General features: G+C 73.5%; 9 protein-coding genes and 1 pseudogene. 3 read left to right on the top strand and 7 right to left on the bottom strand.

The genetic code is table 11. The features are described 5' to 3' along the window. Window positions 1–139: 139 nt before the first annotated feature. From LPA41_RS22365 to LPA41_RS22355, 3 genes are all read left to right on the top strand, one after another. Window positions 140–1561 carry a DUF2252 domain-containing protein gene (locus tag LPA41_RS22365; RefSeq protein WP_229072655.1) on the top strand — a complete coding sequence of 474 codons (1422 nt, stop codon included), beginning with the start codon at window positions 140–142 and terminating at the stop codon, window positions 1559–1561. Between the two features lie 26 nt (window positions 1562–1587). After that, a complete protein-coding gene (locus tag LPA41_RS22360) occupies window positions 1588–2007 on the top strand; it encodes a pyridoxamine 5'-phosphate oxidase family protein (protein ID WP_229072654.1) in 420 nt (139 codons plus the stop codon). Window positions 2008–2789: 782 nt separating this feature from the next. Continuing rightward, window positions 2790–8993 carry a hypothetical protein gene (locus tag LPA41_RS22355; protein WP_229072652.1) on the top strand — a complete coding sequence of 2068 codons (6204 nt, stop codon included), beginning with the start codon at window positions 2790–2792 and terminating at the stop codon, window positions 8991–8993. Here the strand turns inward: LPA41_RS22355 and LPA41_RS22350 are convergent. From LPA41_RS22350 to LPA41_RS22320, 7 genes and pseudogenes are all read right to left on the bottom strand, one after another. After that, on the bottom strand, window positions 8980–10005 hold the full coding sequence (locus tag LPA41_RS22350; protein ID WP_229072650.1) for a diguanylate cyclase: 1026 nt from the start codon (window positions 10003–10005) through the stop codon (window positions 8980–8982). The two genes, LPA41_RS22355 and LPA41_RS22350, sit on opposite strands and share 14 nt — an antisense overlap. Before the next feature lie 24 nt (window positions 10006–10029). Beyond that, window positions 10030–10887: a DMT family transporter gene (locus LPA41_RS22345; RefSeq protein ID WP_229072649.1), complete on the bottom strand. Its 858-nt coding sequence runs from the start codon at window positions 10885–10887 to the stop codon at window positions 10030–10032. A gap of 36 nt (window positions 10888–10923) precedes the next feature. Continuing rightward, window positions 10924–12108 carry an ABC transporter permease gene (locus LPA41_RS22340; protein WP_229072648.1) on the bottom strand — a complete coding sequence of 395 codons (1185 nt, stop codon included), beginning with the start codon at window positions 12106–12108 and terminating at the stop codon, window positions 10924–10926. A gap of 2 nt (window positions 12109–12110) precedes the next feature. Beyond that, window positions 12111–12776 (bottom strand): annotated as a pseudogene (locus LPA41_RS22335) (ABC transporter ATP-binding protein); the annotation flags it as partial. Next, window positions 12773–14101, bottom strand: a complete 1329-nt coding sequence (locus LPA41_RS22330; RefSeq protein WP_229072645.1) for an efflux RND transporter periplasmic adaptor subunit — start codon at window positions 14099–14101, stop codon at window positions 12773–12775. The pseudogene LPA41_RS22335 and the gene LPA41_RS22330, both read right to left, overlap by 4 nt. A 117-nt stretch (window positions 14102–14218) precedes the next feature. Then, window positions 14219–14974: a L,D-transpeptidase family protein gene (locus LPA41_RS22325; RefSeq protein ID WP_255690104.1), complete on the bottom strand. Its 756-nt coding sequence runs from the start codon at window positions 14972–14974 to the stop codon at window positions 14219–14221. 144 nt (window positions 14975–15118) lie between these two features. Beyond that, on the bottom strand, window positions 15119–15994 hold the full coding sequence (locus tag LPA41_RS22320) for a CAP domain-containing protein (protein WP_229072641.1): 876 nt from the start codon (window positions 15992–15994) through the stop codon (window positions 15119–15121). Between the last annotated feature and the right edge of the window lie 184 nt (window positions 15995–16178).

Here is a 16178-nt window from a genome sequence, read left to right as displayed (position 1 = left end):
GCGCACCTCGTCGGTCGGCATGGGAATGCGGATGGCGGCGCTTTCGCGTCCGTCAGGTAACGGGAATGTTATCGATAACACCGGCTATTTAACGAGCCCCGCGCGCGCTTTGTTCGCCCCGGACGTACGCTCAGCAGCGATGGAAGCGTCACCGAGACCCGCCGGCCCCGTCGTGCTGGGCAGCGTAAACGACGAGGGGTTCACCTCGCTGCGCCGCGCCGCGGCACCCCGCGCCGAACGATACGAGCTGGGCCGCTCGCTGCGCGACCACTCCCCTCGTTCGGACATGGCGCACTGGCGCGCACCCGCCGACCGGCCCGACCCGGTCGCCCAGGTTGTCGAATCCCACCTGGGCCGCGTCCCGCAGCTCATCCCGGTCCGGATCGGCCGCATGATCGCCTCGCCGTACGCGTTCCTGCGCGGCACCTCCGGCTTGATGGCCGACGACTTCGCCGGCCTGCCGCACACCGGCATCACCCCGGTCATCTGCGGCGACGCCCACCTGGGCAACTTCGGCTTCTACGCCTCACCGGAGCGGGAGCTGGTCTTCGACCTCAACGACTTCGACGAGGCGCACCCCGGCCCCTGGGAGTGGGACCTGCGCCGGCTCGTGGTGAGCGTCTACGTCGCCGGCCGGGTCAACGGATTCCGGGACGGCGCCTGCGGCGACGCGGTGCGGCACTGCGTCGAGGAGTACCGCGAGCAGATCGCGTACCGGGCCGAGCAGCCGCTGCTGGCCCGCTCGTTCGACCAGCTCAACGTCGCGGCCATGCGGTCGGCGGCGAGCCGGGCCAGCTTCCGCGAGGAGATCGAACGGGCCGCCCGCCGGGCCCGCCGGCGGACCAGCGACCGCGCCCTGCCCCGCTTCACCGAACGGCACGACGGCACCGCCCGGCTGATCGAGGAACCCCCGCTGATCACCCGGATCGACGACGCCGAGCGGGAACGGCTCTCCGAAGCGCTCGACGGCTACCTGAACACGCTGAAACCGCACTGGGCGCGGATCCTGGGCGGCTACCGGATCGTCGACATCGCGCACAAGGTGGTCGGCGTCGGATCGGTGGGGCTCCGGGCGTACGTCGCGCTCTGCGAGGGCAGCACCCCCGACGACGTGGTCTTCCTGCAGCTCAAGCAGGCCCGCCGGTCGGTCATCGCGAAACATCAGCACGGCGCCATCGCGTGGCACCGGCACCAGGGGCAGCGCGTCGTGGAGTACCAGCAGTCGCTGCAGACGGTCAGCGACCCGCTGCTCGGCTGGACCACGGTGGGCGACCAGCAGTTCTACGTGCGCCAGTTCCGTGACATGAAGGGCGCCATCGTCATCGAGGACATCAACGCCGGCGCCCTCGCCGACTACGCCGGGATCTGCGGTTACCTGCTGGCCAAGTCGCACGCCCGGACCAGCGGCGCCTCCCTGATCGCCGGCTACGTGGGCAGCAGCGACAAACTGGACGAATCGCTGTGCCGGTTCGCCCGCGCCTACGCCGACCAGGTGGAACGCGACCACGCGGCCCTCGTCGCGGCGGTGCGGCGCGGCGCGCTGCCCGCCGAGCCGGCCTGAGATCAGACGCGGCTTAGGGTACGGGGATGAGCGGCCCCATTCCCCTTGACTCCCCGGCCCTGCTGTCCTTCTGGACCGAACGCCACCTCTGCACCTTCACCACCCTGCGAACCGACGGATCGCCGCACGTGGTGGCCGTCGGCGCCACCCTCGACCCGGAGAGCGGGCTGGCCCGGATCATCTCGTCCAGCACGTCGGCGCACGTCCGGCACATCCGGCGCGGTCAGCAGCGGGTGGCGATCTGCCAGGTCGACGGCCCGCGGTGGAGCACCGTCGAAGGCCTCGCGGTGGTCAGCGACGACCCGGACGCGGTCACCGAGGCGGAGCAGCGGTACGCCAAGCGTTACCGCACACCCCGCCCCAACCCGAAGCGGGTCGTCATCGAGGTGACCGTCACCCGGATCCTCGGCTCGGCCTCACTCGCCGCTGACCCCCACCCGGAGTGAGTCGATGAGTGTGTGACCGGTTCGGCCAGCGGCGGCCCCACGAACACGCCGCCGCCGGCCCGGGGAATGGAACGGCGGCGGGACCGTGTGGTCCCGCCGCCGTCCCTCGTCCCGGCATCGCGCCGTAATCCGTCTCCCACGAGAAACATCGGGGGGCGTTGTCCCCCGCGGGTCGTCTCGGGCGCGGGGCGGCCGCTGAACTGGGGGGCGGCGGCCGCCGGCCGGGGAGTCATTCCGGGTGCTGCACCAACCGTGCCAGGTCGACCCCCCTTGATCCGTGCGGAACGTGAGTGTCTTTCGCCACCCCGGGGCGTCACCTGTTCAGGGTCACCCACAAGTCCTTAGCTGTCCTGAGAGGAGCCTTAAAAAGCCCTTAAGTCGGCACGGCCACCGTCACCATCAGTCAGTGATCCTCGTTGATCGTGCGGATCGGTGACGCCGCGCGCGACACCCCGGTGGATCTTCGGCATACTCACTGCTGAAGCGGTGAACCGGAAGCGCCCGGCGGACGTATACCCCGACGATCGACGACTCCCGGCGGGCTGCGGCGCCGGGACAATCGGTCCCCGCAGGCACTACGCGGGTTCCGTGACAGAGGTCCGCAGCGCGGTAGCGCACTACGCAAATCCGTGATTAACCTTCCACATCCACCACGTGGCAGGCATCGAATCGGGGCGCGAGGGGCGGGCACCGGTGCGCGGAGGTGGGACAGGGGTGAGGACGGTGGCGCGGATGCGGCATTGGGGCAGTGGATTCCCCCCGGGCCGGTTCGGGGCCGCCGCATGAGCTTCGAGGACGACGAATACTGGGAGGACGAGTACAGCGAGTACTCGTTCATGCCGCAGTCCGCGGTCATCCAGGAGAGGCCGTACGTCAAACGCACCGCGCCCGACCCGGTCATCCCGACCCGTCGCACGCGCGCCGGCGCGGACACGCCGCAGGCCCACCGTGCCTTCGACGACCAGCGGCCGAGCTGGCTGAACGACCCGGACTTCGTGCCGATCGACACCTCGAAGCCGAACCTGGCCGGCAACGAGTTCGACGACGTGGACTTCAACCGCCCCGAACTCGGCGTCGACTTCGACAAACCCGACTTCCCGATCCAGGACCCGGACGCCCGGCCCGACCTGCGCCGCGGCACCCCGGTCTCCCGGGACCGCCGCGCCGCCCGCCGGCACGACGAGCAGTGGGAGGACGACACCCGCCGCCTGCCGCCGGACGGCCGGACCATCGAACTGGGCTCCGACGAGTACTGGGAGGACGACCGCGGCCGCAGCGCCGCCGACCTCGAATCCGGACGACGCGGGCGCCGCGACGGGGATCGCCGCGGGGCGCGTCGCGCTCCGGCCCTCCACGACGACAGCGACATCGAGGGGTACGGGCGGCGCGGCGCCCGCCACGACGACGAACGCCATGCCGGCCGCTCCCTGGACCGTGCCGACAGCCGTTACGACGACCGCTCCGCCGGCCGCTTCGACGACCGTGCCGCCGACCGTGCCGACACCCGGTACCACGACCGTTCCTTCGACCGTTCCCCCGACGGTCCCGACAGCCGGCACGACGACCGTTTCCCCGACCGTGCCGACGGCCGCTACGACGAGCGCCCGGACAGCCGTGGCCGGGACTGGGCGGACGACGACTTCGGCCCGATCCGGCCGGTGGGCGGGCGGCGTACCCGGCGCGACGACCGGGACCAGGAACCCCGGCGCACCCGGCGCGACGACGTGTCCGCGGCCGGGCGGGCCCAGGTGCCGGACACGGACGCCTACGAGCTGTACCGGCCCGCTGCGGCAGCTTCCTCCTCCGCCTACGGCGACCGGCGCGGCGAGCACTGGGACGAGCGGCGCGAGGGCGCGGACGGACGTACCGCGGCTTCCGCTTCCGGTGCCGCCTCTGTTCCGGCCTCTGGTTCCGCCTCGATCCCGGCTTCCGGCTCCGTCGCGGCCCCAGCCTCCGGTTCGGCCTCCGTCCCTGCTTCCGGCTCAGCCTCGGTACCGGGTTCCAGTTCCGCGCCGGTTCCTGCTTCCGGTTCCGCGCCGGTCCATGGTGCTGGTTCCGCGTCGGTCCCGGGTTCCGGTCCGGCTTCGGTGCCGGCCTTGGACCCGCTCGCAGATTCGGCTCCAGGTTCGGGTTCGGGTTCGATTGAAGGGCGAGCCTCGGCCGACGGCCGCGCTGCCGCCGACGGGCGGGCTCTCGCCGACGGGCGGGCTCCCGCCGACGGCCGGGCTCCCGCCGACGGCCGGGCTCCCGCCGATTCGGCCGCCGATGATCGGTGGGCATCCGGCGACGGACGGTCGGCGATGCCGGCCCGCGACGACTTCCTCGACGGCGACGGCATGCTCAGCATGCCGACGATCGGGGTCCGGCGCCCGGAGGGCGTACGCCACGACGACCGGGAGACGATCGGCACCGGCACGGACGCGCCGCGAACCGACGACTGGACGCCGCCACGAGCCGACGGCTGGGCGCCAGCACGAGCCGGCGAGCGCACCGCCGAACGAGCCGACGAGCGCGCTCCCGAGCGTTCCCGGACCGAAAGGGATCAGCCGCCGGCCGCCGAGCAGGTCGCCGACGGTTCGAGCGGGCGGGACGACGACGGCACACCCCGGGTCCTGCGACGTCCGGAGAACCCGTCGGCACCGAAGGTCGTCAGCCGTTCCGCGCCGCCCCCGGTCCCCCGCGTGATCAAGGCCGATCCGCCGGTGACACCGCGGGTGATCGCCGCACCGGCGCCCGTGGCCCCGGCCCGGGTGATCGGCCCGAACGGTGTCCAGCCGCCGTCCGAACCGGCCCGTCCCGCGGCGTCCCCGGCGAACGGCCGCCCGACGGTCCCCGCACGACCCGGCAGCGCCCCTCAGTCCCGGCCGCACCCCGCAGCCGCCGCGGAACCGGTCGACGCCACCACCGAGCAGGCCACCACCCGGCATCCCGGCGCACCCACCGACCTGGCATCCCAGCCGGCCACTCACAACGGCTCGGCCGCCCAGGACCGCCCGGCCGCGCACGCCGCACCCGGATCACCGGCAGCCCCGGCCGGTCCGGCCGGTCCGGAGCGTTCCGGTGCCCATGGGCGACCCGATGCCACCGCCGGCGCCTACGGCCGGCCGGATGCTCCCGCCGGCGCCGAACGCCCGGATGCCCCCATCAACGCCGGCGCTCAGCACAGGCCGGGCGTTCCCGGCAACGCAGGCGCTCAGGACCGGCCGGGTGATCCCGGCAACGCAGGCGCTCAAGACTGGCCGGGTGATCCCGGCAACGCAGGCGCTCAGGACCGGGCGGGTGATCCCGGCAACGCGGGAGCCCAAACCCGGCCGGGCGATCCCGGCAGCGCAGGCACTGAGGATCGGTCGGCCACTCGCGAGCGCCCGGTGTCTCCGGCCGGTCCCGCCGCACCGCCGTTCCCGGCCGCGCCTGCCGGTCCGGCAATCCCCGACCCGGCCGCCGAGCCGCGCGGAAACCACTCCCCCGGCGGTCCGTCCGCGCACACCGGTCAACCGGGTCCCGGCACTCCGCCCACGCACGCCGCACCGGGCTTCGCCCCGCAGGCCGCGCACCCCGGCCAAGGTTTCGCCCAGCAACCCGCGAACGCCGGCCAGACGGGATTCGCTTCGCACACCCAGCCGGGCGGACAGCACGGGTACGGATTCCCCGCGTCGCCGGCCGGCCGGCCGACAGTTCCGGCACCGTACCCGGCCGGCGACCCCGACGTGCCGCATCAGCGTTCACGGAAGTCACCGCGTACCGCCCATGTGGTCGTAGCCGGCGGCGACGGACCCTGGTCGATCGTCCCGGACGAGGTGCATCAGCCGCCGGCCGGTTCGCGCCCGACCTCCCCGGCGGGCTGGGCCTCCCGGTCGCCGGAGGTGTCCGGAGCGGTACCGGCAGCGGCGACAGCCTGGCCACCGCCGGCCCGTCCCCCGGCCGACCCCGCGACAGGCCGCCCCGACCGGGTGGTCCCGCCGCAGGCTCCGGGCCGCCCGAACTTCCCCGGCCCGGCCGTCCAGCACGGCTCGACCAGCCACCCCGGTCCTGCCGACCACCCCGGCTCGGTCAGCCAGCCCGGCTCTGTCCGGCACGCGGGTCACTACCGCGAAAGCGGCGAAGTAGAACAAAACGGCACCCTGGGCCGGGTAGACGTCCCCGGCCAGCCCGGTAGCATCGCTCAGCCGAACGCGGCGACCGCCTGGCCGCCGGCGGTGCGGCAGCCTGAGCCTGGACAGGTGATGGGTACGCCGCAGCACGGCCGGCCCGAATCCGAGCATTCCCGGGCGTGGCAGGGCGGTCAGTCCGCGTTCCCGCAGCCGGCACCGGCAGCACCGCACATCGCGCCACCGCAGTCCGCTGCGGTATCGGGCAGCCCGGCCACGTCCTGGCAGCCCGAAGCCGCGCAGAACGACCGGGCCGTCCCGGCCACGCCCTGGCAGGCCGACGCTGCGCAGAACGACCGGGCGGTTCCGCGGCAGAGCAACGCCACGAACGGCGATCGCTACGCGTTCCCGCAGAACGCCGGGGTCCCCGAGGAGCGGCAGGCAGGCGGGACGCCCGACGTCCAGGCTCATTCGCCGCAGCCTTCGGGATGGCAGCCGCCGCCCGCACGCCAGGTGCTGCCCGCAACGCAGCCGATGCCGCCGGGCTGGCAGCCGCCCCCCGCCGGTCAGGCCGGGTGGCCCGTCCCGGACGGCCGGCACACACCCCCTGCGTCAGGTGCGCGAAGCGCGCCGGGCATGGCGAGTTCTGACAACAGGCCCGGCATGGCGGCTTCCCAGAATGCGGCTGGTATGGCGGGTTCCCAGAACACGCCCGACGCGGCGGGTTCCCGAAACGCGCCCGACGCGGCGGATGCCCGGCACAAGCACGGCATTCCGGACGAAAGGCTTCCCGCGCCTGCCACGGCCGGCAACGGATTCCCGCGAGGACCCGTCGCGCCCGTGCCGGAGACCGCAACCGCCGGCACGACGGCTGTCCCAGGTCCTGACGGTGCGCCACGAGGCTTGTCGGCTGAGTACGCAGCGCGGGGCCCGGTAGCCGCCAGCACAGCGCACGGTCAGAAGCCTGACGGCGCGGCCGAGGGGCCGATGCCTGGCGGCGCGGCCCAGGGGTCGCCGGCTGACGGCGCAGTGCGCCAGCCGGTGGCTGCCGGGGCGGCGGAGCACGGCATCGACGGCCGTGATGTCGCTGATTCGAGTGGCCGCAGGCCCACCCATGCCGGTGACCTCGCACCCGGTGATGGCAGGATCCCCGCCCAGAAGACCGGGAGCATCGCAGCTCAGAGTGGCGCGTGGGCGGAGCCGACCACGGGCGGACCGGCGCACGGAACCGTTCCGCACCAGGGTGGTGGACACCGTGCCGGCATGACCGGGCCGGGCGAGGGTCACCCGGGCGTCCCCGTGCGGGGTGACGGTGCCGGGCCGGTGGATGTGTGGCCGGCGGTCGGGCGGCCGCGGGTGGCCGCGGACGGGCCTACCGTGCCGCTGGGAGACCGGCGGGTCACGGTTCCGGTTCAGCCTGGACCTCGGGACGAGGGTTCGTCGCGGACGGGAGAGCCCGCGGCCGGGCAGCAGGCACCGGGCGGCGCCTCGGCAGACAACCGCCAAGGCGAGGACAGCCGGGCGAGCGAGGGCCGGGCGAGTAACGGCCAGGCGAGCAACGACCAGGCAAGCAACGACCAGGCAAGCAACGACCAGGCAAGCAACGGCCAGGCGGGCGACGGCCAGGCGGGCGACGGCCAGGCGGGCGACGACGGCTCGGGCCGCGACGGGATGCAGGGCGGCGGTGCTCCGGAGAACTCGCAGGCTGATGGTGTGGTGGATCCGGACGCGCCCTACATGGACGCGGACGGTACCTGGCACAACCTCAAGCCGATCGCGAAGCTGGAGCTCAGCGGGCCGGACACCGAACCCCGGCGGTATGCGGACACGGCGTTCGGCGGCGGCTGGTTCGCCGCCAAGGCCGGAGCCGCCAAGGCCGCAGCCGACAGAGCCGCAGCCGGCAACGCCGCAGGCGACAGAGCCGCAGCCGACAACGCCGCACCGGACAAGGCGGCTACCGACACGGCCGCAACCGGCGACACCACAACTGACCGGGCGGCAACCGGCAACACCACGGCCGAAAGAAGCGAGGCCGCAGCCGTCAAGGGCGAGACCGGGGCCGAGCACACCCGCGCCGGCACGGCCGAAGGTGGCAGATCCGAAGCCACCGACGACCGGGCCGGGACCACATCGGGTGATGCCCGCACGACGCCGGCTGAAGGGACCGCCCGCGCCGAGCGGGCAGGCGGGGAGCAGGCAGGCGGGGAGCAGGCGGACGCACCGCCACTGCTGGCGCCGCACCTGCCGCTGACCGCCGCCGACCTGTCAGCGATCCGGTGGCGGCTCGACGGGGCCACGCTGCGTGAGGTCGTGGATGACCGGGACGCGTTGCGGGAGCTCGGGGAACGGCTTGACGGGCCGCTCGCCGACGAGGCCGACAACATTGTCAAAGCGGGGCTGCTCAGTGTGCGGGCGGAGGTCTACCGCCTGCTCGGTGAGCTGGGGATGGCGGCGGCCGCGAGCCGGTTGGCGCTGGCGCACGCCGAGTCGGCCAAGGACCTGCAGTCCATCGTGATCGCGCAGGCGGAGCTGGCGCACGTGCTGCGGCTGCGCGGCGACTTCATCGAGGCGGATCGGCTGTTCCAGCGCGCGGTGGACGCGGACGTGTCGGCGGCGGTGCGCAGTGTGGTGCACGAGAACGCCGGGCGGTGCTGCTTCGACCAGGGGCGGTACATGGAGGCGCTCGACCACTTCGCGCGGGCGGTCCGGCTGGGCGCGCCCGAGGACACCGACCTGGCGGAACGGATCGGGGTGTGCCTGGAGTCGGTCTACATCCACGTGCTGCGGGACGGGTGGGGGCCTTATCCGCGCAACAACCCGGAGATCCAGGGTGTGCTGGCGAAGGCGGCGGCGCTGGACGAGACGACGGCCGAGCAGCCGATCGTCACGCCGCGTTGATCCGGTAGCCGGCGACGGCGCTGCATCCCCGGCCGGCCTCCTTGGCGCCGTACAGGGCGGCGTCGGCGACCCGCTGCAACTCCTCGGCGGAGCCGGCGTGGTGCGGCAGTGCGGCGACGCCGATGCTCAGTTCCGGCGGTCCGGACGGCAGGCCGGGTGCGGTGGCGAGGCGCGCCCGGGCCTGTTCGGCGTACCGCAGCGCCTCGCCCGGCCCGGACCGCAGCAGCACCGCGAACTCGTCGCCGCCGAGCCGGGCCACCAGGTGGTCGGTGCCGGTCGTGGTGCCGCTCAGCGCGTCGGCGACGGCGCGCAGGGCCCGGTCGCCGGTGGCGTGTCCCCAGGTGTCGTTTATCGCCTTGAAGTGGTCGACGTCGACCATGACCAGGGCGAGCGGGTCGCCGCCACGGCTCGCGGCCTCGGCGGTCCGGGTCAGTTCCTCGTCGAAGGCCCGCCGGTTCGCGACCCCGGTCAGGGAGTCCGACGAGGCCTGCGCCTCCAGGACGGCACGCAGCCGGTCGTTGCGTTCGCGCAGCCCGGCCACGACGAACGCGGTCATCGCCATGGCCACGCTGACCGCCGGCCAGTCGTGCAGGGCGGCCGTCGTGGCGGAGAAGGCGAAGGCGACCGCGGCGTGCCCGGCCGAGATGGCGGCGACGGTGATGCCGACGAGCCAGCGGCTCAGGAACGACGCGGCGAAGAGCAGCGGCCAGAGGTAGAACAACTGGGCGCCGGTCGTGGTGTCCCGGGTCGCGTAGTTCAGTCCGCTGATGGCGGCGACCGACAGCAGCGGCACGGCCGGCCAGAACGCCCGGGGCAAAGCCTGCGGGCGGCGGATGCAGACGACGCCGGTGGCCAGGAAGGCGAGCGAGGCGACGCCCAGCGCGGCCAGTTCGGCGACCGGTTCTCCGAGTCGCATCACCACACCGGTGATCAGGTTGTAGCCACCGGCGACCAGCATCAGGTAGGCGACGGCACGGGAGGCACCGTGCTTGTCGCGAATCTGAAAGGGCAAGGCTCTCCTCCGGTGTCCGCCCCATCATTCGGCGCGTACCGGCTCCAACTGAGTCTTCCGTTTGGCGAGGGTGGCGCCGAGGCTGGCGACGCTGACCAGCAGCAGGGCGAGGATTTCCAGGCGGCCGAGCCGCTGGCGCAGGACGACCAGGCCGGCGACGGCCGCGGCGGCCGGTTCCAGGCTCATCAGGATGCCGAAGACGCGGGTCGGTATCCGGCGCAGCGCGTCGATCTCCAGACCGTAGGAGATCACCGAGGAGAGCAGCGCGACGGCGGTGGCGCCGATCAGCAGGGCCGGGTTCGCCGGGATCGCGGTGACCGCCGCGGCGCCGAACGGCGCGACAAGCACGGCACCGACGGCCAGGGCCACGGCGAGGCCGCCGGTGCCGGGGACGACCGCGCCGAGGCGGGCACTGAAGACGATGTACCCCGCCCAGCAGAGGCCGGCGAGGAAGGCCAGGAGCAGGCCGCTCAGCGGGGCGCCGGACGACGTGTCCAGGCCGAGCAGGAGCACACCGGCGCCGGCGAGCAGGGCCCAGAGCAACTCGGCGAGCCGGCGGGTCTGCACCAGGGCGAGCAGCAGCGGGCCGAGGAACTCGACGGTCACCGCGAGGCCGAGCGGCACGGTCCGCAGCGCCAGGTAGAAGATCAGGTTCATCGCGGCCATCACCACGCCGAGCAGCACGGCGGCCCGCCAGGCGGCAGGTGACCAGGTACGCAGTTTCGGCCGCGCGATCACCCCGAAGATGACCGCGGCGATGGCGAGCCGCAGGAAGGTCACGCCGCCCGCGCCGAGGTCGTCGAAGAGGGTGTGCGCGATCGCGCTGCCGAACTGGACCGAGGCGATCGCGGCGAAGACCTGGAGCGGGGCGGGGAGACGCATGATGTGCCATCCTCGTCGCCGTCCGGCGGTTTGTCGTTATTCCGTGCGCAGCGCCACTACCGGGTCGAGGCGGCCGGCGCGCTGCGCGGGGACCACCCCGAACACGATGCCGACCACTGCCGACACCCCGAAGGCCAGGGCCATCGACCACCAGGTCAGGGCGGCCGGCACCGGGGACAACCGGTCGACCAGGATCGCGGCCGAGCCGCCGAGCAGCATGCCGAGCACCCCGCCGGTGGTGGTCAGCAGCACCGCCTCCAGGAGGAACTGCACGCCGATGTCGCGGGGCCGGGCGCCGACCGCCTTGCGCAGGCCGATCTCGCGGGTCCGCTCGCGCACCGACACCAGCATGATGTTGGAGACGCCGACGCCGCCGACGAGCAGGCTGATCCCGGCGATGGCGGCGAGCACCCCGGTCAGCACGCCGAGGATGTCGCCGAGCACGCCGAGGATCTGTTCCTGGGTGACCGCGGAGAAGTCGGTGTCCGGGTGCCGGTCGGCGAGGGCGGCCACCACCGCGGAGCTGAGCGCACCGATCCGTTCCCGGTCCGGTGCGCGGATGGCGAGACCGTCGATGCGCTCGGTGCCGAGCAGCCGCTGCGCGGCGGTGACGGGTACGTGCACCTCGCCGTCCCGGTCCACGCCGAGGCTCTGCCCGAGCTGTTCGAACGTGCCGATCACCCGGAACCGTACGCCGCCGATGGTGATCTGCCGCCCGATCGGGTCGCGTTCGCCGAAGAGCGTGCCGGCCAGCCCGGCGCCGAGGACCGCGACCCGGCGCCCGGTGCTCACGTCGGTCCGGGTCAGGTAGGTGCCCCGGTCGAGGCGGCGGACGAAGACGTCCGGGGTGGTCTCGAGGACGCCCTGCATGCTGGCGAAACCGGTGTTGCGCCCGGCCCGGACGGTCTCGCCGGAGCTGATCGTGACGGCGACCCGGGAGGGGTCGCCGACGATCCGGCTCACCGCGTCGACGTCGTCCAGGGTGAGGGGCGAGGAGGTGGGCGCGGCGCCGGCTTCGAGCCGTCCGGGTACGACGATGAGCAGGTTGGAGCCGAGCCCTTCGACCTGCTGCTCGATCTGCTGTTTGGTGCCGGTCCCGATGCCGACGAGCGCGACCACGGCCGCCACCCCGATCACCACGCCGAGCATGGTGAGCAGGCTGCGCAGGCGGTTGGCGCGCAGCGCTTCCAGGGCGACGCGCCACGCCTCGGCGAGTCTCACGCGATCAGCCCGTCCCGCATCACGATCTGCCGGTGGGCCCGGGCAGCGACCTCCCGGTCGTGGGTGACCAGGACGACGGCGACCCCGTCGGCGTTCAGCGATTCGAGCAGGGCCAGGACGGCCTGCCCGGTGGTGGAGTCCAGGTTGCCGGTGGGCTCGTCGGCCAGCAGCACCGACGGCCCGGTCACCAGGGCCCGGGCGATCGCGACCCGCTGCTGTTCGCCGCCGGACATCTGGTTGGGCCGGTGGGTCATCCGGTGTGCCAGGCCGACCCTGTCCAGCATGGCGGCGGCCCGGGCGCGGCGTTCCCGGCGGCCCGCGCCGCGGTAGACCAGCGGCAGTCCCACGTTGTCCTGCGCGGTGGTCCGGGACAGCAGGTGGAAGGATTGGAAGACGAAGCCGATCGTGGTGTTGCGCAGGTGCGCCATCTCGGTGGGTGACAGCCGGGACACGTCCTGGCCGCCGATCAGCAGGGTGCCGCCGGTCGGCCGGTCCAGGCCGCCGAGCAGATGCATCAGGGTCGACTTGCCGGAGCCGGAGGCGCCGACGATCGCCACGTAGTCGCCCGCGGCCACGGTGAGCGAGACGCCGCGCAACGCCGGCACGGACAGCCCGTCCAGCTCGTAGGTGCGGGTCACGTCGGTGGCGACGATGGCGGGCGCGGTCACGGCGCCTCGTCGCCGGCCTCGACCTGGTCGGCGCCGGCGATCACGACACGGTCGCCGGCGGACACACCGGACAGGACTTGGACGGTCTCCTCGCCCTGCACGCCGAGGGTGACCGGCACGGCCTGGAACCTGCCGTCCCGGACCGCCCAGACGGTGTCCCGGCCGCTCGCGCTGACCACGGCGGAGGCGGGCACGGTGACCGCGTCCTGCGCCTGGCGCACCCGCAGCCGGATCACCGCGCTCATCCCGGGCCGGGGGTCGGGGGCGGCCGCGCCGCCGGCCGGGTAGGTCCCCTCCCCCAGGTCGAGCCGCACCTGGTAGGAGATGCCGCCGCGGGCGGACGTGGTGGGGAGCAGGTCGGCCGAGCGGACCGTCGCCGGGTACGTCGCCCCGGGCGCCGCGTCCAGCTCGGCCTCCGCCTCGACGCCCGCCTCGACGAGCAGCACGTCGGTCTCGTCCACGTCGGCGGTCAGGCCGAGCCGGCCGGTGTCGACAACGGTCAGCACCGGGGTGCCGGCGGCCACGTAGCCGCCCTCGGGAACCGCGGTGTCCACCCCTGCCGGGGTGCCGGCCTGCGGCACCGCGCCACCCGCCAGGATGCCGGCCAGGTCGGGTGCCGCCGGTTGCTGCGCCGAGCCGCCGAGCTGCACGATCCCGGCGACCGGCGCCCGGAGGTCGAGTGCTTCCACGGCCGCGTCGGCAAGCTCGTACGCCTGCTCGGCCTGAAGCCGTTGCGCCGCGCTCAGCGCGCCCACCGCCCGGCTGAGCGAGGCGACGCCGCGCTGGACCGAGCGCAGCGCCGCGTCCACCGCCGCCGACGCCGCCGTGTACTGCTCGCGGGCCGCGTCGACCTGGTGGCGCAGCGCCGCCTTCAACGCCGGGTCAGTGATCTTGTCGGCGGCCTCGCGGGCGTGCCGGAACGCCTCGGCGGCCTGTTCGTCGGTGCGCCGGCCGGCCGCCACGAAACCCGCGGTCCCGCCGGTGGGCACCCCGCCGGCCGACGGCGCCTGGTCCAGGGCCTCGGCGGCGGCGGCACGGCGGCGTTCCAGCTCGGGCGACTCGATGACGGCGAGCAGGTCGCCCCGGTCCACCCGGTCGCCGGGTTCGACGCGCAGGTCGGCGAGGGTGCCGGCGGCGGGTGCGGTGAGTGTCGCGGCGGTCCGGGCCACGACTGTACCGGGTGCCTCCACGATCTCGTCGACCCCTGCGACGGTGGCCGTGCCCACCCGGATCGCGCTGGGTTCGTCGTCGCAGGAGGCGGCGGTGGACCCGAGCAGCACCAGGGCACCGGCAGCGATGATCACAGTGCGTCGCTGATCAGACACAGACGCCACTCTATGCGGGCCGGGCCGCCGCCGCGAACGCGGAAGACGCCGCCCGCGAAAGACGGCGACGGGCCGCCCCGTGCGGGGACGGCCCGTCGCGTCAGCGGTTCAGGCGGATCAGGTGCCGGGACGGCGCCCGAACGTCTTCACCGTGTAACCGATCTTGCCGAGGCTGTAGTACGCCTTGGCGTCCACCGGCAGCAGGTTCACGCAGCCGTGCGAACCCCGCCACTTGTCGTGGATGTAGGTGGTGGTCTGGTGGAACCCGATGCCACGCACGAATCGCTGCCAGTACGGCAGCCACACCTCGTACGGGTCCGACCACTCCTTCTTCGTCCGCTTGTTGATCTTGAAGGTGCCCGCCGGCGTGCGGTACCCCTTCATCCCCGTGCGAACCACCGTCGGCTTGGCCTTGACCTTGCCGTTCTTCATGACCCAGGAGGTCTGGTTCTTCAGGTCGACGCAGAAGGTGATGCCCTTCTTCTTCGCCTTGCAGGCCGACGTCTTCGTCGCCGCCAGTCGCTTGGCCACGTCGTAGGTCGTCGGACCGGCGAGCCCCTTGGCCGGCTGGATGCCGAACCGCTTCTGGAACTTGACGATCGCGGCACAGTCGGCGGTGGACTGCTTGCCGTCGACCGTGACCTTCCCGTAGCCGCCCAGTTTCTTGAGGTAGCCCTCGACCTGCTTCTGGTACTTGCCGGTCGCGCACGACGCGGCAGCCGCCTTGGCGACCACCGTGGTGGCCACGGCCGTGGTCACCGGCGCGGCCGCACCGGCACCGGCCGGCGACAGCGCGATCGCGCCGAGACCACCGCCCACCAGAACCGCTGTAACGGCACTGGCGAGGCGGGCGGTAACCCGTCTCACTGACAAGATGTATTCCTCCCCAGGAGTGTTGTCCGCACATCGAAGCACAGCCGCCCCACCTGTGACGTCCGGGGAAGGACCGTGACATGAATCCGGGATGCCATCGGCAGCCCGGCGGCGCGCTTGAGGTTCCGGGGAGTCAGCGCGTGATCAACGCGGCGTAGCGAAGTCCTGCACCCAGTACGGGGTGTCACCGGCGATCGCCAGGCCGACACCCATCTGGTCGAGCCGGCAGTCCAGGATGTTCTCCCGGTGCTGCGGGCTGTCCATCCAGTCGCTGACCACCTCGTACGGCGATTTCTGGCCGCGCGCGATGTTCTCGCCGTACCGGCTCCACTCGTACCCGGCCTCGGAGACCCGGCTGCCGGCCCGGTCGCCGTCCGGGCCCTCGTGCGCGAAGTAGCCGCGCCGGGCCATGTCGGCGGCGTGCCGGTTGGCGGCCTCGATCAGCCGGCGGTCCGGCGTGAGGTTGCCGCAGCCGTGGCTGCGGCGGTTGCGGTTGACGAGCGCGAGCACGTGCTGCTGCACCGGGGCGGCCGGGCTGTTCGAGATGTCCCGGGCGGTGACCTGGGCGCGGGCCGCAGCGAGCACGTCGGGGGCGGCGCGCTCGCCCGCACTCCGGCGGCCGGCCGGGGCGCGCTCGCCGCCGTCCGCGCCGCTGCCCGCGCCGCCGTCTGCGCCGGAGGCTTTCGGGCCGCGTCGCCGGGGTTCGCCCGGCGCGGTGGAGACGGACGGCACGACCGTCGGCGTACTGTCTGATTTATCGTGATTTTTTCCCCCGGCGGATTCGCCCGGGGCAGGCTTCGCGCTCACCGCGTCCCCCATCGGCGCACCCGGCCGGGGACCGGCCGGAGTGGACGGCTCGGCGAAGTCCGCGTCGTCGCCCGGCAGCATCGGCACACCGAACAGTTGCGCGTCCGGCACTTCCGGCACGTCCGGTGACGCCTGCGCCAGCGCTGTCGCGGTCACGCCACCCGCGGCCAGCGTCGCGGCGGCCACACAGGCCAGTACCAGAGGTTTCCGCATAACTTCGTCGATCCCGTCGGTCAGGGCACTCCGGCCTTTCCGGTGCGCACGCAGTTGACCAACGGCCCCACTCGGACGCGGTCACTTACCCGTTTTCCGAGCGGACAGATCAAAAGCCTTCTCTTGTACGGGGTGAGCAGGCGTAACGCCATTTCCCGGCAAGCACGTCCGTCGCACAATCGCA

Source organism: Actinoplanes sp. DH11 (genome assembly GCF_020873875.1).
Lineage (GTDB): Bacteria > Actinomycetota > Actinomycetes > Mycobacteriales > Micromonosporaceae > Actinoplanes.
The sequence above is the reverse complement of the archived record's forward strand: the minus strand, read 5'-3'. Positions and strand labels throughout refer to the sequence as shown.

Bases quoted from the DNA above. Each gene is read 5' to 3' on its own strand.
- LPA41_RS22365 (WP_229072655.1), top strand. From the start codon at position 140: ATGGAAGCGTCACCGAGACCCGCCGGCCCCGTCGTGCTGGGCAGCGTA.
- LPA41_RS22360 (WP_229072654.1), top strand. From the start codon at position 1,588: ATGAGCGGCCCCATTCCCCTTGACTCCCCGGCCCTGCTGTCCTTCTGG.
- LPA41_RS22355 (WP_229072652.1), top strand. From the start codon at position 2,790: ATGAGCTTCGAGGACGACGAATACTGGGAGGACGAGTACAGCGAGTAC.
- LPA41_RS22345 (WP_229072649.1), bottom strand. From the start codon at position 10,887: ATGCGTCTCCCCGCCCCGCTCCAGGTCTTCGCCGCGATCGCCTCGGTC.
- LPA41_RS22320 (WP_229072641.1), bottom strand. From the start codon at position 15,994: ATGCGGAAACCTCTGGTACTGGCCTGTGTGGCCGCCGCGACGCTGGCC.